The organism is Natronorubrum halobium (genome assembly GCF_051351675.1).
Lineage (GTDB): Archaea > Halobacteriota > Halobacteria > Halobacteriales > Natrialbaceae > Natronorubrum.
Genome location: NZ_CP195595.1, coordinates 3,097,697 through 3,114,609 on the forward strand (window position 1 = coordinate 3,097,697; position 16,913 = coordinate 3,114,609).

Here is a 16,913-nt window from a genome sequence, read left to right on the forward strand (position 1 = left end):
GGGGTTGGCGCCACCGGAGGTGAAGAGTGATGCCGAGTCGGGCGATCACGGAGGTGACTCTGTTCGCGCTAATCTGTCTCAGCTGTCTCGTAATGCTGCTGGTCGCGCGGCGGATCCGTTCCGAGCCGTCGCCGGACGGCGGGTACGCGACCGTCGACGAGCGGGAGTTCACGGTGGCCGCGGCGAAGGATACCGTCGTCCGCTGGACGACGACGACGAACCACCGCGAGATCGGACTACTCTACATCGCGTTCGGGACCGTCGCGGCGCTGTGGGGCGGGATCGACGCGATGATGATCCGGACGCACCTGTTGACGCCGGCGGCGGATATCTGGACGGAACAGACGTACAACGAACTGTTCACGATGCACGGGGTGACGATGCTCATCTTCTTCGTCGCGCCCGTCTTCTTCGGGATCGGGAACTACTTCCTGCCGCTGTTGCTCGGGGCCGACGACATGGCGTTCCCGCGGCTCAACGCCGTCGGGTTCTGGATGCTGCCGCCCGCGCTGTTGTTGTCGCGGCTGGGGATCGTCGCCGAGGTGACGGCCAAGACGCTCGCGCTGGTGGTACCCGAATCGTTCCTCTCAGCGCTGTTCGCGTTGCGCGAACCCGCGGTCGGGTGGACCCTGTATCCGCCGTTGTCGTCGACGGCGCCGGATCCGCAGCTAAATTTCCTCCTGTTGGGCCTCCACTTGAGTGGCATCGCTACCACGATCGCCGTGATCAACTTCATCGCGACCGTCGTCTACGAGCGCGACGAGTCGATCGGCTGGGCGAACCTCGACATCTTTTCGTGGAACATGCTCGTGACGAGCGCGATCGCGCTGTTCGCGTTCCCGCTGCTCGGGACCGCCCTCCTGATGTTGCTGTTCGATCGCAACTTCGGGACGACGTTCTTCGCGACCGACGGCGGGGGTCCCATCCTCTGGCAGCACCTCTTCTGGTTCTGGGGCCATCCCGAAGTCTACATCGTTTTTCTCCCCGCAACGGGGCTGATGAGCCTCATCCTGCCGAAGTTCGTGGGGCGGAAGCTGTTCGGCTTCAAGTTCATCGTCTACTCGACGATCGCGATCGGCGTCCTCTCGTTCAGCGTCTGGGCCCACCACATGTTCACGACCGGCGTCGACCCCCGAATTCGGGCGAGTTTCATGGCGACCTCCATCGCTATCGCGGTTCCGAGCGCGATCAAGGTGTTCAATTGGATCACGACGATGTGGAACGGGAACGTGAAACTCGCCGCGCCGACGATCCTCTGCGTCGGTTCGATCGGCCTCTTCATCGTCGGCGGCGTCACCGGCATCTTCCTCGCCGTGATTCCCGTCGACATCATCTACCACGGCACCTACTACGTCGTCGGTCACTTCCACCTCATCATCATGGGGATCATCCCCCTCATGATGTTCGCCGCGAGCTACTACTGGTATCCGATCATCACCGGTCGCCTCTACGACCGGCGGCTGGCGCTGTTCCAGTCGTCGCTGTTGGTCGCCGGCGTCGCGCTCACGTTCATGACGCTGATGGCGATCGGATTTTTAGAGCAGCCGCGACGGTACGCGACGTACCCGACCGAGTTCCAGCCGTTACACATCGTCGCGACCGTCGGCGCGTACGTCATCGGACTCAGCGTGCTGCTGTGGCTGTACAACATGATCTGGTCGTACTTCCACGGTGAACCCGTCGAGACCGCCGATCCGTGGGATCTGAAGTCGACCGAGCAGTTCACGCCGGAGTGGCAGTGGTTCGAGCGGAAACTCGAGCGCGAGCGCGGCGTCCCGCCGACCGAACCCGACGAAGTGCGACCGTCGTACGTCCCGGCCCAGGAGGGGAAGCCGCCGTCGCTGTTCGGGCGGATCGCGCCCGTCGCGCGGACGGTCCTTAACGACGCAGGGGCGGGAGCCGTCGGCGGTCTGGTCGGTACGCTGCTCATGTCGGGGGTGCTCGCCGTCGCGGTCGCGCTGGGCGCCTTCGACCTCGAGGCGTTCGCCGGACTCGCGACACTCGTCGGACTACCGGCGAGCGTTCCGCTCGGCTACGTCGTCTTCCTCGCGGGCGGGATGATCACCTGGCCGCTGCTGTTCCTGGCGTTCGGCGAGTACCTCCCCGGAGAACTCTCGTTCGTCACGGGACTGTGGTTTTCGACCATCATCTCCACGGGATTCGCCATCGCGTTTCACACGGATCAGGCCGGACTCGAGCTGGTGGCCTACCTCATGTTCGTCCTGCTCTCGCACTGGATCTACGGGCTCGGACTGGCGGGTATAGTCGAGTATTTGGGCGGTCGCCATCCGGCACCGCCGGAGGAGCAGTCGTGAGGGATCGACCATGAGCGGTGACGACGCCGGCCCATCGGATCGGCCTGATAACGGGACTGACGTCGACCGGGAGACCGGATCGGATACAGCCGAAGATCCGCCGGCGACCGGCGAGCCGACGGAATCCGAGGAGTCGTACCTCCTGACGTACGCCGCCCCCTTTCTCGGGGTGCTCCTGATCGCGTCCGGGATCCCGATCGCGCTCGTCGGCGGCTACGTCGTCGTGCAGGACACGCTCGGCCTCTGTGGCGATCCGGAGATCGAGGTACGGGCGCTCGAGGACGGCGAACGACCGGCCGAAACCGTCGAGGAGTTCGCCTACGACGATCTCTCCGAGGCCGAACAGCGGGCGATCCGGGAGGCGATCGACAGCCCGCTCGAGGAGGCGACGGTCGACGGCGAGGGGGTAGAGAACGAAGAGGCGTTGCTCGAGGGGGTCGTCGTCGAAGTGGACGGGACCGAGTACTACGTGCGCATCGCGTCGTTGAACTCCTGTCTCGAGGCCGAGCCGTTGCTGTTCTCGATCGGTTCGGTGGCCATTCTGATGGGAATCGCGGGCGTGTTGACGCCGCCGCTCTACCGCAAGATGGCCGGTTTCGAGGAGCGGATCCAGCGCGACCGCGGGCGCTGAGGTGTATTCGAGCCGTCGGCAAGAAAAATATCGGTACGCGAGATCGGTGCCGTGTTACTGGCCCTGGGTGGGATCGTTGGACTCGTTCGGATCGTTGTAGGTGTTCGGATCGGGTTCCGGGGCGACGACTTCGCCGTCACCCGGCTGTTCGGGCAGGTAGGAGAACTCGCCCTTGCTGTCCGGGGAGTCACCCTGCGTCCACGGCGCGCCGGGGTCGGGCTGTTGCTCGCGCCGGGTCGACATGAACGTGTAGTTGAACTCCTGGTTCTCCTCTTCCTGCGGGAAACTCGCGGGGACCGGAACCGGGTCGTCGAGGGCCTCGATGGCCTCGAGCCACTGGTTCTGGTGCATCGTGTCGCGGGCGATGAGATAGGAGAGCATGTCCTTCATGCCGGGGTCGTCGGTATACTCGTAGAGGCGGGTCGCGAGGGTTCGTCCGGTCGCTTCGGCCATGACGTTCGCGTAGAGATCCCCCGCAAGGTTGCCCGACGCGGCGACGTAGCCACCGGTAAAGGGAACGCCGTTGCTGTCGACGGGCATCGCCGACTGGCCGGCCGAGAGGAATTGGCGGGGGTTCTGTCCGGTCATCGCCGCGGCGGTAGCTGCGGTCTCCTCGACGTCTTCGTCCATCTGCCTCGGCGAGCCGCGCAGGTTCTTCGTGACGGCCGACGCGAGCATTTCGATGTGGCCGAGTTCCTCGGTTGCGGTCTCCATCAGCAGATTTCGGAACGCTTCGTACTCTTCCGGGAGCGCCCAGGCCTGAAACATGTACTGGAGGGCGACGCGCATTTCGCCTTCCTGTCCCCCGATCGCCTGCTGGAGCAGTTTCGCGAAGTGCGGGTCCGGATTTTCGACGGTAACTTCGTACTGAAGCTCTGGTTCGTGGAAGAACATCCACGCCTTTCTCGCTACAGCGACGAGAATAATGGTGTTACTTGCCAATGCACTGTCGTGCTGACGCGCGACGCCGGCGTTGTGTCAGCATGGCCAATTATTATACCGCCACCGATGGTCGGAAGCAGAGACGGTATCAACGATGCAACAGGACACGACAGGATCGACGTCGCGACGAACGTTCGTCAAATACGGGCTGGCCACGACGGGGGCCGTTCTCGGCCCCTCGAGCGCGGGAGCGGCTTCGAGCGACACCCGGATCGACGATCCGGAAACGGACTCGAGTCGCCCGCTCGAGCGCGGGGTGATGCGATCCTATCAGTACATACCGAACAGTCGGGTCACGATCGACGACGCCGTAAACTGGCAGCCGGCGGGGCTCGAGCGTGCGTATCGAACGTACGCGATCTCCTACGACCACGCCCCTTCGTACCAGGCGCTGCTGTTCGCGGACGACGGTCGCGATGGACCGGGGGCGGAAGGCGAGAGTGAACGCAAAACCGTCGACGAGGGAAGCCTCGAAACCGAGAACGCGAACGACGCGCTACAGCCCGGTGACACGCTCTCGCTCGGCCCGGTTCGCGGATCGCCGTCCGAGACGAATCGGAAGTACGTCACCGTCGGTCTCGAGGCCGGAACCGACGATCCGCCCGCTTCCGACGGGTAGTCGCCGACCGTGGCGCGAACCGTCGGAGCCGACCGCGGGTACCCACCGGGTTTTTACCGGCTGGCGCTGGTATGCCCTACCGGTTCGAGGTGAGTTCAGTGGGAGAATACGACGAGGGCGAGAAGCGACGAGCCGCGGCGAAGTGCGAGCGCTGCGGCGAGATCGGAATCGTCCAGATCTGGCCCGACGGGCAGCGCAAACCGCTCGGTCAGTCGGCGTTTTGTGACTGTTCGGACCCGCCACTGCGCGTTCTCGAGGAGGATCTCGACGCCGGTGACGACCTCCCGTGAGTTCGTGACGGCGGTCCGTTCGACGGAGTTTCAGAGCGCGGCCCCGACGTAGAGAACGAGGACGAGGAACACCCAGACGACGTCGACGAAGTGCCAGTACAGCGAGACGGTCGCGACGGAGGTGTCTCGCTCCGTCCCGTAGTGACCCCGCAACCCGCGCCAGAACACGACGGCGATACCGCCGACGCCGAGTGCGACGTGCAGTCCGTGGAGGCCGGTCAGTGCGAAGAAGCCGCTGCCGAACACGCCGCTCCCGAGGGAAAAGCCCTCGTGGACGATGAACTCGTAGTACTCGTACGCCTGTCCGCCGAGGAAGATCACGCCGAGTGCGAGCGTCGTCCCGAGCAGTCCCAGAAACCGCCGTCGGTTGCCGTCGTGCAAGGCCTCGTGGGCGTAGTGAATCGTCACGCTGCTGGTGATCAGAATCAGCGTGTTGACCAGTACGAGCGACGTCAGCAGCGGCGGCAGTGATTCCGGCGGCCAGGCACCCAATCGGACGAAGAAGTAGTAGATGAACAACGCGCCGAACGTCGAGACGTCGGTCGCGAGAAAGAGCAGCGTCGTCGACACGTACGACTCTCGTGATTTCGTCTGCTCGGCGTGCGCTCGAGCGGGTGCCAGAAACGCCTCGTCGACCCACCCTGCTACCCCGGCCAGCAGGATGATCGTCCCCACGACGGCGAGCCCGATCCCGAGCAGCGGGGGCGCGACGCCGGCCGCGACCCCGAGCAGGTAGATCGCGACGCCGCTGTAGAGCCCGCCCGCCCCGAGGCCGGTGACCAGCGGCCAGCGACTGCGGTGCTCGTCGTGGCCGTGATCGCCCGGTTCGTGAGGGCTGTCTGGGCCGACGGGTCCGTCGGGACCGTCGGGATCGGTGATCTCTCCCTGATCGTCTCGCGATACGTGGCCGGCGCCGTCCGCTCGAGTCGCTGCCGTCTCGGACGGCTCGTCCCGATCGTCCGAGCCGTCGAACCGAGCGCTCATACGTTCGGTCTCCACCTCGAGCGGGAAAAAGGATCACCGCTTACACGACGGTAGGTCGTCCGTACAGGTACGTCACACGGTTCGAATCGGTTCAGTACGGCGCGTGTATTCGCGACTCGCCCCGCGTAGACGGCAGATTTTCATCGGGTCGGCAGACCTTTGTAGTACTGTGACATGGTGCTGGGTGTATCGATATGAAACCGTGCCAAAACTGTCAGGCGGTCATCGACGAGTACATCTTGGATAAACAGCTCGAACCCCTGCGCGGACTCACGGTCGACGACTTCAACATTTGCGCCGACTGCGCGACCATCGTTTCCGATTCGTGCGTGGGGTGTAGCGGTGCGGTCTACGTTCCTCGGAGCGTCACTGCCACACCCGACTACTGTCCGGCGTGCCGATCCGACCACATCGAACGCACGGGTCAGGATCCCGGCTGGAACCTCGATACCGCGTCCTCCTGAGCGGTAGGTCCGTTCTTGCCCGCCGATTGAGCCGCTTTTTTGCGATTGCTGCCGTCCACGGGATCCGTCAGGCCCATCCGTTTTCTGGATGGTTCAGATCCAAGGTACGGCATAATGAATGCGACTGGATCGAGTAGAACGGTTTTCTATCCGGTTTATATTCTAACACTCATTCGTATACTTGTTCTGGATCGAACACTATCTCATCGTCAATTTCCCCGTCGATCGTTCGATAAAAGCAGGAACGGTATCCTCTATGACAGGCTCCTCCCTCTTGCTCGATACGATAGAGGAGTGCGTCACCATCACAATCGACGCGGATCTCTTCGACCTTTTGGACGTGTCCGCTGGAGCCTCCCTTCTGCCAGAGTTCGTCTCGACCCCGAGAATAGTAGTGAGCGAGACCCGTATTTTGGGTCGCTGCCAATGCTTCTGGAGTGACATATGCGAGCATCAGAACGTCGCCTGTTTTGGCATCCTGTGCGATTGCGGGGATTAGTTCGTTCTCACCGAAATCGAGTTCGATGGCGAGTCGATCATCCTGCATATATCGTCAATACGAAAGACACAAGATACCAGTTGTTATTTTGATATCGAGAATATGATTCTTCTATGCAGCCCTGAATATCGCGTTTGATTCGATATGTCGTGTCTGCTTATTACGGATCTGTATCTCGAGTTTGAGTTTCTTCCCGACTGAACGTTCCAAGATCACCGTCGATAGTTCGGGAAAGATTGGTATTTTTCGACTTATTGAACCGTAGGTCTGACTACAGAAGCCAAGACTCAAATCATTCGCACTCGGGAATACATCTGTGGCGGCGATGACGAATAGTTACCCCTCTGAGCCCCTTATGATGACGGTACTGGCCGAGCCGCTACACTTTCGGAAGTAACTGGTTCTTTTCTTGAGCGATAATATTGCCTCTCTGTTCTCCGTTAGTCATCGCTATTGGTTCAGATTATTGCCGAGGCGAAACAGCAGGCAGAGGCCCACGGTAGTTTACTCACGACCTCCAAATCGCGAGGATAACATGGCCAAGGTCTTTCAAGACGTTGGAACTGGGTCTCTGCCAGTTTGCCCTCAGCCAAGAGGCCTCATCAGGCGTGGAAAACCGGCTCGTTACCCGAACGAAGCGGACGCCTGCGTTTAAAAGTCACCATCGTGTGCATCGGTGTCACAACACACACTTTGCGGTACGAAGGTTTTTATTCCTCCTGACAAAGTCACTACTACCAGTTCATCAGCCCTCTTCGTATATTTGGTTGACCGATCATCCCTGAGTGATTCTGGTTGTCGGTCTGTGAGCGAGAGGGAAGCGATCACCGGTGAGACAGCGATCCTATCTATGAGCGACGACACGATCCATTCCGACTTGCACGAACGCGTTAGAAACGAAGTCCCCTCTCATCTGGATGTTACCGACGTCCAATACGAAGGTCCCGATCTCGTCATCTATACTGAGACTCCTCGAGAGTTCGCACGAGATAGCGATATTCTCGGAACGCTTGCTCACGCACTCCGTAAACGGGTAACGATTCGACCAGTCCCGGGAACGCAATCGAGTCCAGCAAACGCTAAGGCGGTTATTCATGATGTCGTCCCTGAAAACGCGAACATCCAAGAACTCGATTTTCACTCGACGACTGGAGAAGTCATCATCAAAGCCGAGAAACCGGGATTAGTGATCGGGCAGCGTGGGAGTACGATCCGCGAGATTACGAAGGAGGTGGGGTGGAATCCGGAAGTGGTCCGGACACCGCCGATGGAGTCGTCGACGGTAGATAACGTCAGAAGTTACCTCACGCAAGAACGAGCAGAACGACGTGACTTCCTCGCGGACGTCGGAGAGCAAACTCACGGTCCTCCCAATAACGACGTTGACTGGGTTCGAGTAACGACACTCGGGTGCTGTCGCGAAGTCGGTCGCGCGAGCTTCGTCCTTCACACGCCGAATACGAAGCTCCTCATCGATTGCGGAGACAAACCCGGTGCCGAAGGTGAGGTGCCGTATCTTCACGTCCCGGAAGCGATGCCGCTCACAGAACTCGACGCTGTCGTTCTGACGCACGCTCATCTGGACCACAGTGCATTGCTCCCACTGTTGTTCAAATACGGCTACGACGGACCGATCTATACGACGGAGCCCACTCGTGACCTGATGGGACTGTTACAACTCGATTATCTCGACGTCGCCTCGAAAGAAGGCCGTACGCCGCCGTACTCGAGTGAACAGGTACGACAAGCGATTAAACATACGATCCCGGTCGAATACGGCGATGTCACCGATATTGCTCCGGACATCAAGCTGACGATGCACAATGCAGGGCATATTCTGGGGAGTGCAACGGCCCACTTTCACGTGGGGAATGGATTCCACAATATCGTCTTCTCGGGTGACGTTCACTACGAACCGACGCGGCTGTTCAACGGAGCAGTCAACGACTTCCCTCGAGCCGAAACGATGTTTATGGAATCGACGTACGGTCGCCGAAATGATTTCCAAGCGGACACAGATAAGAGCGAGGCACGGGTCAGGGAGATCATTCGGGAAACGTACGACCAGAACGGCATCGTCGTCATCCCAGCGTTCGCCGTCGGCCGATCACAGGAATTGATGCTCGTCCTCGAAGAGGCGATGCGGGAGGACGAGATACCAACGATGCCGATCTATCTCGACGGGATGATTCGGGAAGCAACTGCGATTCATACGGCGTATCCGGAGTACCTCCGCGACGGGCTTCGACAGCGAATCCTCCACGAGGACGAGAATCCGTTCATGGCCGATCAGTTCCAGCAAGTCGACGGTGGTCAACCGATGCGCGAAGAGATCGCCAGCGACGAGCCGAGTATCATCCTCTCGACGTCGGGGATGGTGACTGGTGGGCCGATCATGTCGTGGCTCGAGTTGCTCGGAACGGAGTCGGACAACACGCTCCTCTTCGTCGGCTATCAGGCGGAAGGGACGTTGGGTCGCAGAATCGAAAGCGGTCGCACGGAGGTCACGCTCGAGGGACGCGCAAATCGGCTCACACTGCATTGTCGCATCGAGTCCGTGAGCGGATTCTCAGGGCATGCGGATCGAAACGGGCTCGAGCAATACGTCGACGAGATGAATCCGCGACCGGAAACGGTTCTCTGCGTTCACGGTGACGATCAGGCGACGGATCAACTCTCGTCGGCTCTCTACCAGAAACACGATATCAAGACTCACCAGCCGAAGAATCTGGAAACGTTTCGTTTCCCCTGACGCCTCCGCCCTGGAAGAACGCTACGCCACTTCGTCCATTTGAGTTCGGACTCGAGTTCGTACTGCATGTCCCCGGTTTTCGAATCCATGAGGCGGTTTGATCGGTCGCTGGGCAGAGACGAGATGCCTCTCTAGACGGGCGATAAAGTGGCGGACAGAAACTGCGAGTACCCCTACCCGCTGCCCGCCGTCCTACAAGATGAGTAAGTGGTTGGTGAAATATGCTTTGTGGTCATTCTGTACTACCGTTTGTTGAGATGCGATACTCAAAGGGAGGACAGACGACGTATCTGTAACTCCGATTCGGTTTTACAGAGTTCGGGAGCAAACCCACGACTATAGCCGTGGTAGCTCACCGTATCTCTTCGGCGATCGATTCGAGTTCGTCGTACTCCTGTTTCGAATAGGCGATCACCCGAGTCTCGGCCACCGACGAGGGCTCGTAGTTCAAGATCGTTTCGCAGACGTATCGCGCTCCCTCGTGGAAGTCAAATCCGGCGGCTCCCGTACCGAGGATCGGAATCACGATGGATTCACAGCCGAGTTCGTCCGCTTTCTCGAGCGATTTTCGCGTCGCGATCCGGATACTCTCGCTCGTTGCACGGCCATCACCATAGTGGGGCATCGCGGCCGCGTGAATGACGTACTCGGCTTCGAGGTCGTACGCGTCGGTAACGGCGACGTCACCGAGATCGACTGGTCCCTTTTCAATTGCCTCTTGGTTGATCGGTCCGTTCGCATTTCGTCGTAACGAACCGGCCACGCCACTTCCCATTCGAAGACTGGTACCTGCTGCGTTCACGAGGGCGTCGGCCTCTTGATTCGCAATATCGCCTTGGATGACTGTGAACTCCATACGTGTCGCTTCGACGTCGAATTCCTAAAACCCGTTCCGACAGTACGTCGCTGAATGGTACGTCTCCCACTCTGTCTGCCCTTCGTTTCGAAACTGCTTTTCAGCCAGGTTCGAAAGGTGCGCCGTGAACGAGGATCGCCTGCAGTTCTGGTCGCTCTATCTTGCTCGGTTCGCTGAGGGGTTCGGCTTCGTCACGCTGATCACGCTGTTGCCGTACTACATCAACGCGCTCGAGCCGACCGATACGACGATCCTCGGGCTGACGATCAGCGCCGGACTCATCGTCGGCCTCTACACGACGGGGTTTACCTTCGCCCAGACGCTCACCGTCGTCCCGGTCGCGTGGGCTGGCGACCGATTCGACAAACGGACCGTGTTGCTCGTCGTGCTCGGGATCGGGGTCGTCGTCTACGGGCTGTTCCCCGTCGTCGACTCGAGCGCCTCGTTCATCGCGATTCGAGGATTGCAAGGGGTCGTCGTCACGGGAACCGGACTGATGACGCTCTCGCTCGTCGGGCAACTCGCCGATGTCGGGACGCGAGCGAACTACATCGGCAAGGCCAACGCGGCGAGCTTCGCCGCGTCGATCGTCGGGAGCCTCAGCGCGGGGACGCTCTACGAGGCCTTTGGCTTCGGCTCGATCTTCGCGATCATCGTCGGCATCGTGCTCGTCGCGTGGGTCGGAACGGTCTACTATCTCGGTCCTGACGAGACGCGCGTCCACGGATTTCCGTTCACGGATCTCGCGCTCAATCGACGGATCCTCACCCTTTCGACGTTTCGCTTCCAGTACGCGTTTTCGGTCACGCTCGTGCGGACGTGGGTACCGATCTTCGCCGGCGTCTCCGCCGCCCAAGGTGGACTGGCATACGGCGGCCTCGCGGTCGCGCTCACCGTCGTCGCCGAGAAGTTCACCAACATGTGCTGTCAGCCCTTTACGGGGCGGCTCTCGGACGGCTACGGCCGGGCGGTGTTCGTCTTCACCGGCGGCGCAGCGTACGGTCTGATCGCGCTGGCCGTCCCGTTCTCGCCGGTGATCGGAACCGCGCTCGGGCTCCCCGCGGCACTCTCGCTGTTCGGCGACGTCTCACCGGCGTTTCTCCCATTGGTCACGCTCTCGGGGCTGCTGGGCGTCGCCGACAGTTTCCGCGAACCGGCGAGTATGGCGCTGTTCGCCGACGAGGGAACCGACGACGGCGGTGTCGCTTCGAGTTTCGGAATCCGCGAACTCATCTGGCGGCCGGGAAGCGTTATCGCACCGTTGCTCGGTGGCTGGCTCATGTACGAGATCGGCATGGCGTCGGTGTTCTACGTCGGCGGCGCGTTTGCACTGACCGGTATCGGTTCGTTCCTCGTGATTCTGATCTGGTTCCACGGCCCCGACGCGCTCACTGAGTGGTAAATCACTGCCGATTGGGATATCGGAATAGCGTGCATTTCTGTCCCTTGTAGTCGTATGACGACAGCGTTATTCGGGCCCTCCCGTAGTCGCTACCATGAGCGTTAATGAGAAAACACCTGACGAGTCTCAACGAGAGACGTTGAGCGAGGATGACTCCAATCAAGACGAAGCGATCCGGGACGCCGTTGAACAGTCGCGACACGGCGTCCCGGCCGCCGGCGCTGTTGTTCGCGACCGATTTTCGTCGGACGAAATCTTTCATCGAATCGTCGCCGCGGCCGACGACGAAATTACGACCGGCACGCGGGAACTGTTCTTCAGCGCATTGGCTGCAGGCTTTGCGATCACGCTGACGTTCATGCTCTACGCATCGCTGACCGAAGCGACCGGCGGGGCGGCGATCACGAGTGCACTCCTCTATCCGCTCGGATTCATCTACATCATCCTCGGCGATTACCAGTTGTACACCGAGAACACGCTGCCACCAGTTGCGCTCGTCCTCGAGCGATTGGCAAGTATTCCAGCGCTGCTTACCGTTTGGACGATCGTCCTGATCGGAAACCTAGTCGGCTGCGGGCTGGGTGCGTACCTTCTGGCGTCAACGGGCGTTTTTTCACCAGATGTAATGATGGAAGCAGTCGACATCGCTGAGAGCGGCGCCGCGACGCCGTGGTGGGATCTGTTTTTCAAGGGTCTCTTCGCCGGTCTGATCGTCGCGGGAGTTGTCTGGCTCGACTACGCGGCACAAGATACGATCTCCCGTCTGGTATTAGTGTACGTCGCGTTCCTCGCGATTCCGCTGGGGAACCTCTTCCACGTCGTAGTCTCTGCTACCGAAGCGATGTTTCTCGTCTTCCGCGGTGAATTGGCGCTCGTTACCGGCATGTTCGACTTTGTACTCCCCGTTCTCCTCGGGAATACGATCGGTGGTGTCCTACTCGTGACTGTCGTCAATTACTTTCAGGCGGTCGAACGCAAGTACCAGCAGCAAAACTACCAGCTCTCGATACGAGAGATACTCTTCGGAAAGTACGTCGGGAGCGATTATGCACCTCCAGAGCGAAGCGACGATTGATCGCTGGAAGTGTCGTGATGATTTGTACTGACCACGATTGTCAGAATTCGGTAATAACCACAATAGCAACGGCGGAGGGAAACGTGTCGTCTATTATGGGCGACTCATTTGACGTCGTACCGATCGACGCGATCGAAAGCGGCGAAGCAACGGATGCGTACTTTGATCGGACCGAACAGACGCTACAGCATGCACAGAAGAACCCGACTGTCGTTGCTGAAGTCACAGCCGATCAGTTTTCAACGGGCGAGTTCGAAGTGATCGCCGGGGTTAAAGACGCGGCGCACCTCCTCGAGGGTCGTGACCTCAACGTCGACGCACTACGAGAGGGTCAACTCTTTGATGGTGGTCCCGTGTTCCGAATCGAAGGGCCGTATCTCGAGTTCGCCAGATTCGAAACGTCATTACTAGGCCTGCTCGGCCATCAAAGCGGGATCGCAACGAAGGCACTCGAGACCCGACGTGCCGCACCCGAGTCGCAGATCCTGAGCTTCGGAGCGAGACACGTTCATCCATCGATCGCAACCATCGTCGAGCGAGGCGCGCTCATCGGTGGATTGGACGGATTCTCTCACACGACTGCTGGCGATATCATCGGCCGCGAAGCGAGCGGTACGATGCCTCACGCGCTTGTCTTGTGTTACGGACGCGGTGAACAGCAAGCGGCTTGGACGGCGTTCGACGGCGCTGTCGATTCCGACGTGCCGCGTATCGCTCTCTGCGATACGTTCAGTGACGAAGTTGAGGAAGTGTTGCAGGCGGCTGAGACACTCGGGGACGACCTGGACGGCGTTAGACTCGATACGACCGGCTCTCGACGAGGGAATTTTAAACATATCGTTCGCGAGGTCCGCTGGGCCCTCGAAGCGGCCGGTCACGAAGATATCGATATTTTCGCCAGTGGCGGCCTCTCACCGGCGGACCTCGTGCAGTTGCGAGATGTCGCAGACGGTTTCGGCGTCGGTGGGTACATCAGTAACGCCGATCCGATCGACTTCGCCCTGGATATCGTCGAAATTGACCGTGAACCGATCTCAAAGCGGGGAAAGCTTCCGGGAGTCAAGGATGTCTATCGAACGTCAGACGGCGACCACTGCGTAACGCTCGCTGATCACGATTCCACGTCTAATGGTGATTCACTCTTTGAACCGCTACTTCGTCAGGGAGAACTCGTTAGAGAGTTCGATCTCGACGACGCTGCAGCGCGTGCAGAGACCGACGCGGAAACGGTTGGATTCAGCTCTCCCAATTTGGGCTAAGCCATCAGTGTACTATCTTTTCGCCGAGAGTCGCTCCTCAATGGCGTCTCAGTCGAGCGAAAAAGCAGGAGAAGTGGCTCTATTAGGGGGTGATATCACCTCGCTAACTTGAATCCCCGTTTGATTCGCTCATCGATCTTGCAATGCGAACGCTACGTGAACCGTCGTTTTGTAGCGCTCGATCTGTCCGTTTTCGACGTCAGCGGTTCGTGATTCGATTTCGAGCCCACTGATGTTCTCGAGTGTCTCGTCTGCATTGTTTAACGCATTCTGCGCGGCGTCCTCCCACGAGTCAGTCGAATTGCCGACCAGTTCGATTACTTTGACAGTTTCACCCATGATCCATTGGAACGGACATCGCCGATGGACAAAGTAGTTGGAGGGAAAAATCTTTCCGAGCACCAGATATGCATCTGGGTGGTCCGAAAGTAGTTATCCGCAGAGGGAGGAACAGTAAGTATGAGTACGGAGGATGAATTGAGCGTCCGTACGGTCTCTTCGTTACAGGAAGCGATCGATTCCATCGTTCAAGCGTTCGACTATCCCAGGCAGTTATCGATACAGTACGCGTCCGTGGACGGACGAAAAGTGACTACGATCGAAATCGAGGGCGATCGTGGCGTCGAAACGTTTGAAATGCAATTCAAGGGAAACGAACCGGATGACAATCCCGTACTGAAGCGAGTCACTGACAGCCGGTAGGTCAGCCCTCGCTACCGGGTGCGCGTTCGATGATAGTCGAACCGAAGTCCTTGTCTCTCCGTCTGCTCGGTCCAGACGATTCCGTTGACGAGTCTCTCGAGTGCAGCCATCGTGGCTTCATCGTGTTCGGTGTAGTCGACACTGAACACGGTAAGACTGGACGTAGAGCGTTGCCGCTCGATCCATCGCTCAAGTGCGTTTATTACGCTTTCGAGACGTCCTTCAGCAAGTATCGGTGTGAGCGATCGGATACCCACATGCGTTTTCGAACACGATTCCGAGAGCGTTTCGTGTAAGTCCCATATCGCGAGGGAGAGTTGCGTGAGTTCTCTTGAATGGGGGAGATAGACTGTCGGGTTCTCCTGATAGAGAGCAGCGAGATATTCGTCGGCAGTCGTATCGACAACTCCAATCCGGTAATCTCCCGATTGTGCGATTGTTTGTTGCTGTCGGATCGTTTCTTCGGCACTGACCGATGACGTTACGATGATCCGACAATCATTGCGGTCTGCGTATCGGTTGACAATGCGTAGCGGCAATGCATACTCCGTAAGCGGCGCTGGTTTGGCTATACAGAGGGCCGCATTGCTCGAAATCGTCTCAGGCAGCCCGTCATAATCGATGAGCGAATCGGTAGACCCCCAGTCGTCTGTCTTGAAATGAATCATATGTGTAACTATACAAATGTTGGTGGTTCGATACGGCTCTGCTTACAACTCTCGAGACTTGCGGCGTCCAAGAGCACTGAGAGTATGCGCGGGATAGTGACGCTCACCGCAGGCCTGACATTCGGCAACGAGAACGGCAGTGTCATTCGCCGTTTGGAACCCGAGTTCGTGTGGATCGATCGTCGCCTCTCGAAGGTCTCCACCACATTCCGAACAGGGTAGGTCGAATTCTGAGGTCATGGTTTGCTGTACCGTTTTCGTGGCCCCGGTGGCGGTGAACCAGTGATATGCGTCCACTGTCTACATTCGGTGCGATCAGATCGATCACCGCCGGCGAATAGCGCTCGAGTGGCGCACCGAAGGAAATGAAACCGCGCCGAAGTTGTTTCTCTATTTTTCTTTCGTCCGTAAATACGTTTCGCTGTATTAGATTCGGGTACTTTCTCCCCTCTTGTCATTTGATCGTGATCAGATCATCTCGCTACTACTGCATTTTGTCAGAGAACGCCGTACGAACTTCCTCTAGTGCCGTCTCTCGATCGAAATCACCTCGCGTAACTGACACCAGACTGACCTCCTCATCGGTGATCGGTATCCAGATCTGCACGAATCCCTGGGCACCATCGAGATAATCGATCCGTGAGACCGGTTTTTGCCAGAGTTCCGCTTCGGTACCGACGTATCCCGGATGAATCTCTTGTGGGATCTCACGGACCGTTTCTCGTCGGAAATTCGGATCCTGCTCGAGAATGGTGCTTACATCTCCTTCGAGAGTATGCCGTTCTGCGTCTTCGCGGAGTTCCGTTCGAAGTGTCCGTGCGGTATTCAAGACGAACGTCTCGAGATCCCTAGCTGGGACCAACTTTGCAACGTCCTCGAAGATCTCTTTTTGCTGATTCACCGGAGTCGTAACTATACCGGAGTTGACATCGTCCGTGATCGGATTGTGGTAGAACCCGATGTTTGCTTTTGGTGTAGTTCCGGGCAGATACGTATCTGGAATTTCGATGACCACTCCGTGATCACCTTCGGCATAGCTCTCGTATGACTGTCGAAGAAACCGCTTGAGCTGTGGCATATCCGACTGTTGGGGCGAGATCGAGAGTAGCCAGCGAAGTGTCTGCTGGTCATTCCTCATCTTTGTAGAAGAAGCAGTGCTCTTCGTAGTCCTCGAGTGCGAGCCATCCGAGGTAATCGATGGGGCCGCCGTCGGCAACGACTACTTCTTCGACGTATCGGACTCTTGCTGGCGGGTACTCTTCACGGACGATCTCGGCTAACAGTTCGATTTGGCTTTCGGGGTCAACGTCGAAATCGAGTTGCAGTTCGCTCGTCATGGATGATCAATCCGGCGGCTAACGGTTGCGAACAGCTAGAAGCCGGGAAACCTCTCGATTACTAGCGATGGGTCTATCGTGAAATAGTCATCGATGCCAAACGGATGCGTTGGGACAG

17 protein-coding genes and 1 pseudogene are annotated in these 16,913 nt (G+C 58.8%); 10 read left to right on the plus strand and 8 right to left on the minus strand.

Annotated features, from left to right (window positions below; genetic code table 11):
* Window positions 1-29 precede the first annotated feature (29 nt).
* A complete protein-coding gene (locus ACSFC7_RS15275; RefSeq protein ID WP_436343681.1) occupies window positions 30-2,315 on the plus strand; it encodes a DUF6789 family protein in 2,286 nt (761 codons plus the stop codon).
* Between the two features lie 10 nt (window positions 2,316-2,325).
* Window positions 2,326-2,946, plus strand: coding sequence for a hypothetical protein (locus ACSFC7_RS15280; protein ID WP_436343682.1), 621 nt, complete (start codon window positions 2,326-2,328; stop codon window positions 2,944-2,946).
* Window positions 2,947-3,000: 54 nt separating this feature from the next.
* On the opposite strand, the gene ACSFC7_RS15285 is transcribed toward ACSFC7_RS15280, so the two are convergent.
* Window positions 3,001-3,840, minus strand: a complete 840-nt coding sequence (locus ACSFC7_RS15285; protein WP_436343683.1) for a manganese catalase family protein — start codon at window positions 3,838-3,840, stop codon at window positions 3,001-3,003.
* A gap of 142 nt (window positions 3,841-3,982) precedes the next feature.
* On the opposite strand from ACSFC7_RS15285, the gene ACSFC7_RS15290 reads away from it, so the two are divergent.
* Window positions 3,983-4,507, plus strand: a complete 525-nt coding sequence (locus ACSFC7_RS15290) for a hypothetical protein (RefSeq protein ID WP_436343684.1) — start codon at window positions 3,983-3,985, stop codon at window positions 4,505-4,507.
* A 98-nt stretch (window positions 4,508-4,605) separates the two neighbouring features.
* On the plus strand, window positions 4,606-4,797 hold the full coding sequence (locus tag ACSFC7_RS15295; protein ID WP_436343685.1) for a hypothetical protein: 192 nt from the start codon (window positions 4,606-4,608) through the stop codon (window positions 4,795-4,797).
* A 30-nt stretch (window positions 4,798-4,827) separates the two neighbouring features.
* Here ACSFC7_RS15295 and ACSFC7_RS15300 read toward each other — a convergent pair whose 3' ends face one another.
* On the minus strand, window positions 4,828-5,781 hold the full coding sequence (locus ACSFC7_RS15300) for a cytochrome c oxidase subunit 3 (protein WP_436343686.1): 954 nt from the start codon (window positions 5,779-5,781) through the stop codon (window positions 4,828-4,830).
* 194 nt (window positions 5,782-5,975) lie between these two features.
* Here ACSFC7_RS15300 and ACSFC7_RS15305 point away from each other — a divergent pair, with 194 nt between their 5' ends.
* A complete protein-coding gene (locus tag ACSFC7_RS15305; RefSeq protein ID WP_436343687.1) occupies window positions 5,976-6,245 on the plus strand; it encodes a DUF7571 family protein in 270 nt (89 codons plus the stop codon).
* A 169-nt stretch (window positions 6,246-6,414) separates the two neighbouring features.
* Here the strand turns inward: ACSFC7_RS15305 and hisI are convergent, their stop codons facing one another.
* A complete protein-coding gene (hisI, locus tag ACSFC7_RS15310; protein ID WP_436343688.1) occupies window positions 6,415-6,792 on the minus strand; it encodes a phosphoribosyl-AMP cyclohydrolase in 378 nt (125 codons plus the stop codon).
* A gap of 802 nt (window positions 6,793-7,594) precedes the next feature.
* Here hisI and ACSFC7_RS15315 point away from each other — a divergent pair.
* Complete coding sequence (locus tag ACSFC7_RS15315; protein WP_436343689.1) at window positions 7,595-9,496, plus strand: beta-CASP ribonuclease aCPSF1; 1,902 nt, start codon at window positions 7,595-7,597, stop codon at window positions 9,494-9,496.
* Window positions 9,497-9,848: 352 nt separating this feature from the next.
* On the opposite strand, the gene ACSFC7_RS15320 is transcribed toward ACSFC7_RS15315, so the two are convergent.
* The gene (locus ACSFC7_RS15320; RefSeq protein WP_436343690.1) at window positions 9,849-10,352 is read right to left on the minus strand and encodes a macro domain-containing protein; all 504 of its coding nucleotides are present in this window, start codon (window positions 10,350-10,352) and stop codon (window positions 9,849-9,851) included.
* A gap of 124 nt (window positions 10,353-10,476) precedes the next feature.
* Here ACSFC7_RS15320 and ACSFC7_RS15325 point away from each other — a divergent pair, with 124 nt between their 5' ends.
* The 3 genes and pseudogenes from ACSFC7_RS15325 (at window position 10,477) to ACSFC7_RS15335 (ending at window position 14,088) form a co-directional block, all read left to right on the plus strand.
* Window positions 10,477-11,754 carry an MFS transporter gene (locus tag ACSFC7_RS15325; RefSeq protein ID WP_436343691.1) on the plus strand — a complete coding sequence of 426 codons (1,278 nt, stop codon included), beginning with the start codon at window positions 10,477-10,479 and terminating at the stop codon, window positions 11,752-11,754.
* 94 nt (window positions 11,755-11,848) lie between these two features.
* Window positions 11,849-12,808 (plus strand): annotated as a pseudogene (locus ACSFC7_RS15330) (formate/nitrite transporter family protein); the annotation flags it as partial.
* 116 nt (window positions 12,809-12,924) lie between these two features.
* Window positions 12,925-14,088 (plus strand): nicotinate phosphoribosyltransferase, encoded by a 1,164-nt coding sequence (locus ACSFC7_RS15335; RefSeq protein ID WP_436343692.1) that lies wholly within the window; start codon window positions 12,925-12,927, stop codon window positions 14,086-14,088.
* 129 nt (window positions 14,089-14,217) lie between these two features.
* Here ACSFC7_RS15335 and ACSFC7_RS15340 read toward each other — a convergent pair whose 3' ends face one another.
* Complete coding sequence (locus ACSFC7_RS15340; RefSeq protein WP_436343693.1) at window positions 14,218-14,427, minus strand: dodecin family protein; 210 nt, start codon at window positions 14,425-14,427, stop codon at window positions 14,218-14,220.
* Window positions 14,428-14,547: 120 nt separating this feature from the next.
* Here ACSFC7_RS15340 and ACSFC7_RS15345 point away from each other — a divergent pair, with 120 nt between their 5' ends.
* On the plus strand, window positions 14,548-14,790 hold the full coding sequence (locus ACSFC7_RS15345) for a hypothetical protein (RefSeq protein ID WP_436343694.1): 243 nt from the start codon (window positions 14,548-14,550) through the stop codon (window positions 14,788-14,790).
* A gap of 11 nt (window positions 14,791-14,801) precedes the next feature.
* Here ACSFC7_RS15345 and ACSFC7_RS15350 read toward each other — a convergent pair whose 3' ends face one another.
* From ACSFC7_RS15350 to ACSFC7_RS15360, 3 genes are all read right to left on the minus strand, one after another.
* Entirely contained in the window at window positions 14,802-15,458 is a 657-nt protein-coding gene (locus tag ACSFC7_RS15350) for a DUF7504 family protein (protein WP_436343695.1), read from the minus strand.
* Window positions 15,459-15,942: 484 nt separating this feature from the next.
* Window positions 15,943-16,596, minus strand: coding sequence for a hypothetical protein (locus tag ACSFC7_RS15355; protein WP_436343696.1), 654 nt, complete (start codon window positions 16,594-16,596; stop codon window positions 15,943-15,945).
* Window positions 16,586-16,795 carry a hypothetical protein gene (locus tag ACSFC7_RS15360; protein WP_436343697.1) on the minus strand — a complete coding sequence of 70 codons (210 nt, stop codon included), beginning with the start codon at window positions 16,793-16,795 and terminating at the stop codon, window positions 16,586-16,588. Before ACSFC7_RS15360 ends, ACSFC7_RS15355 begins: the two co-directional genes overlap by 11 nt.
* Between the last annotated feature and the right edge of the window lie 118 nt (window positions 16,796-16,913).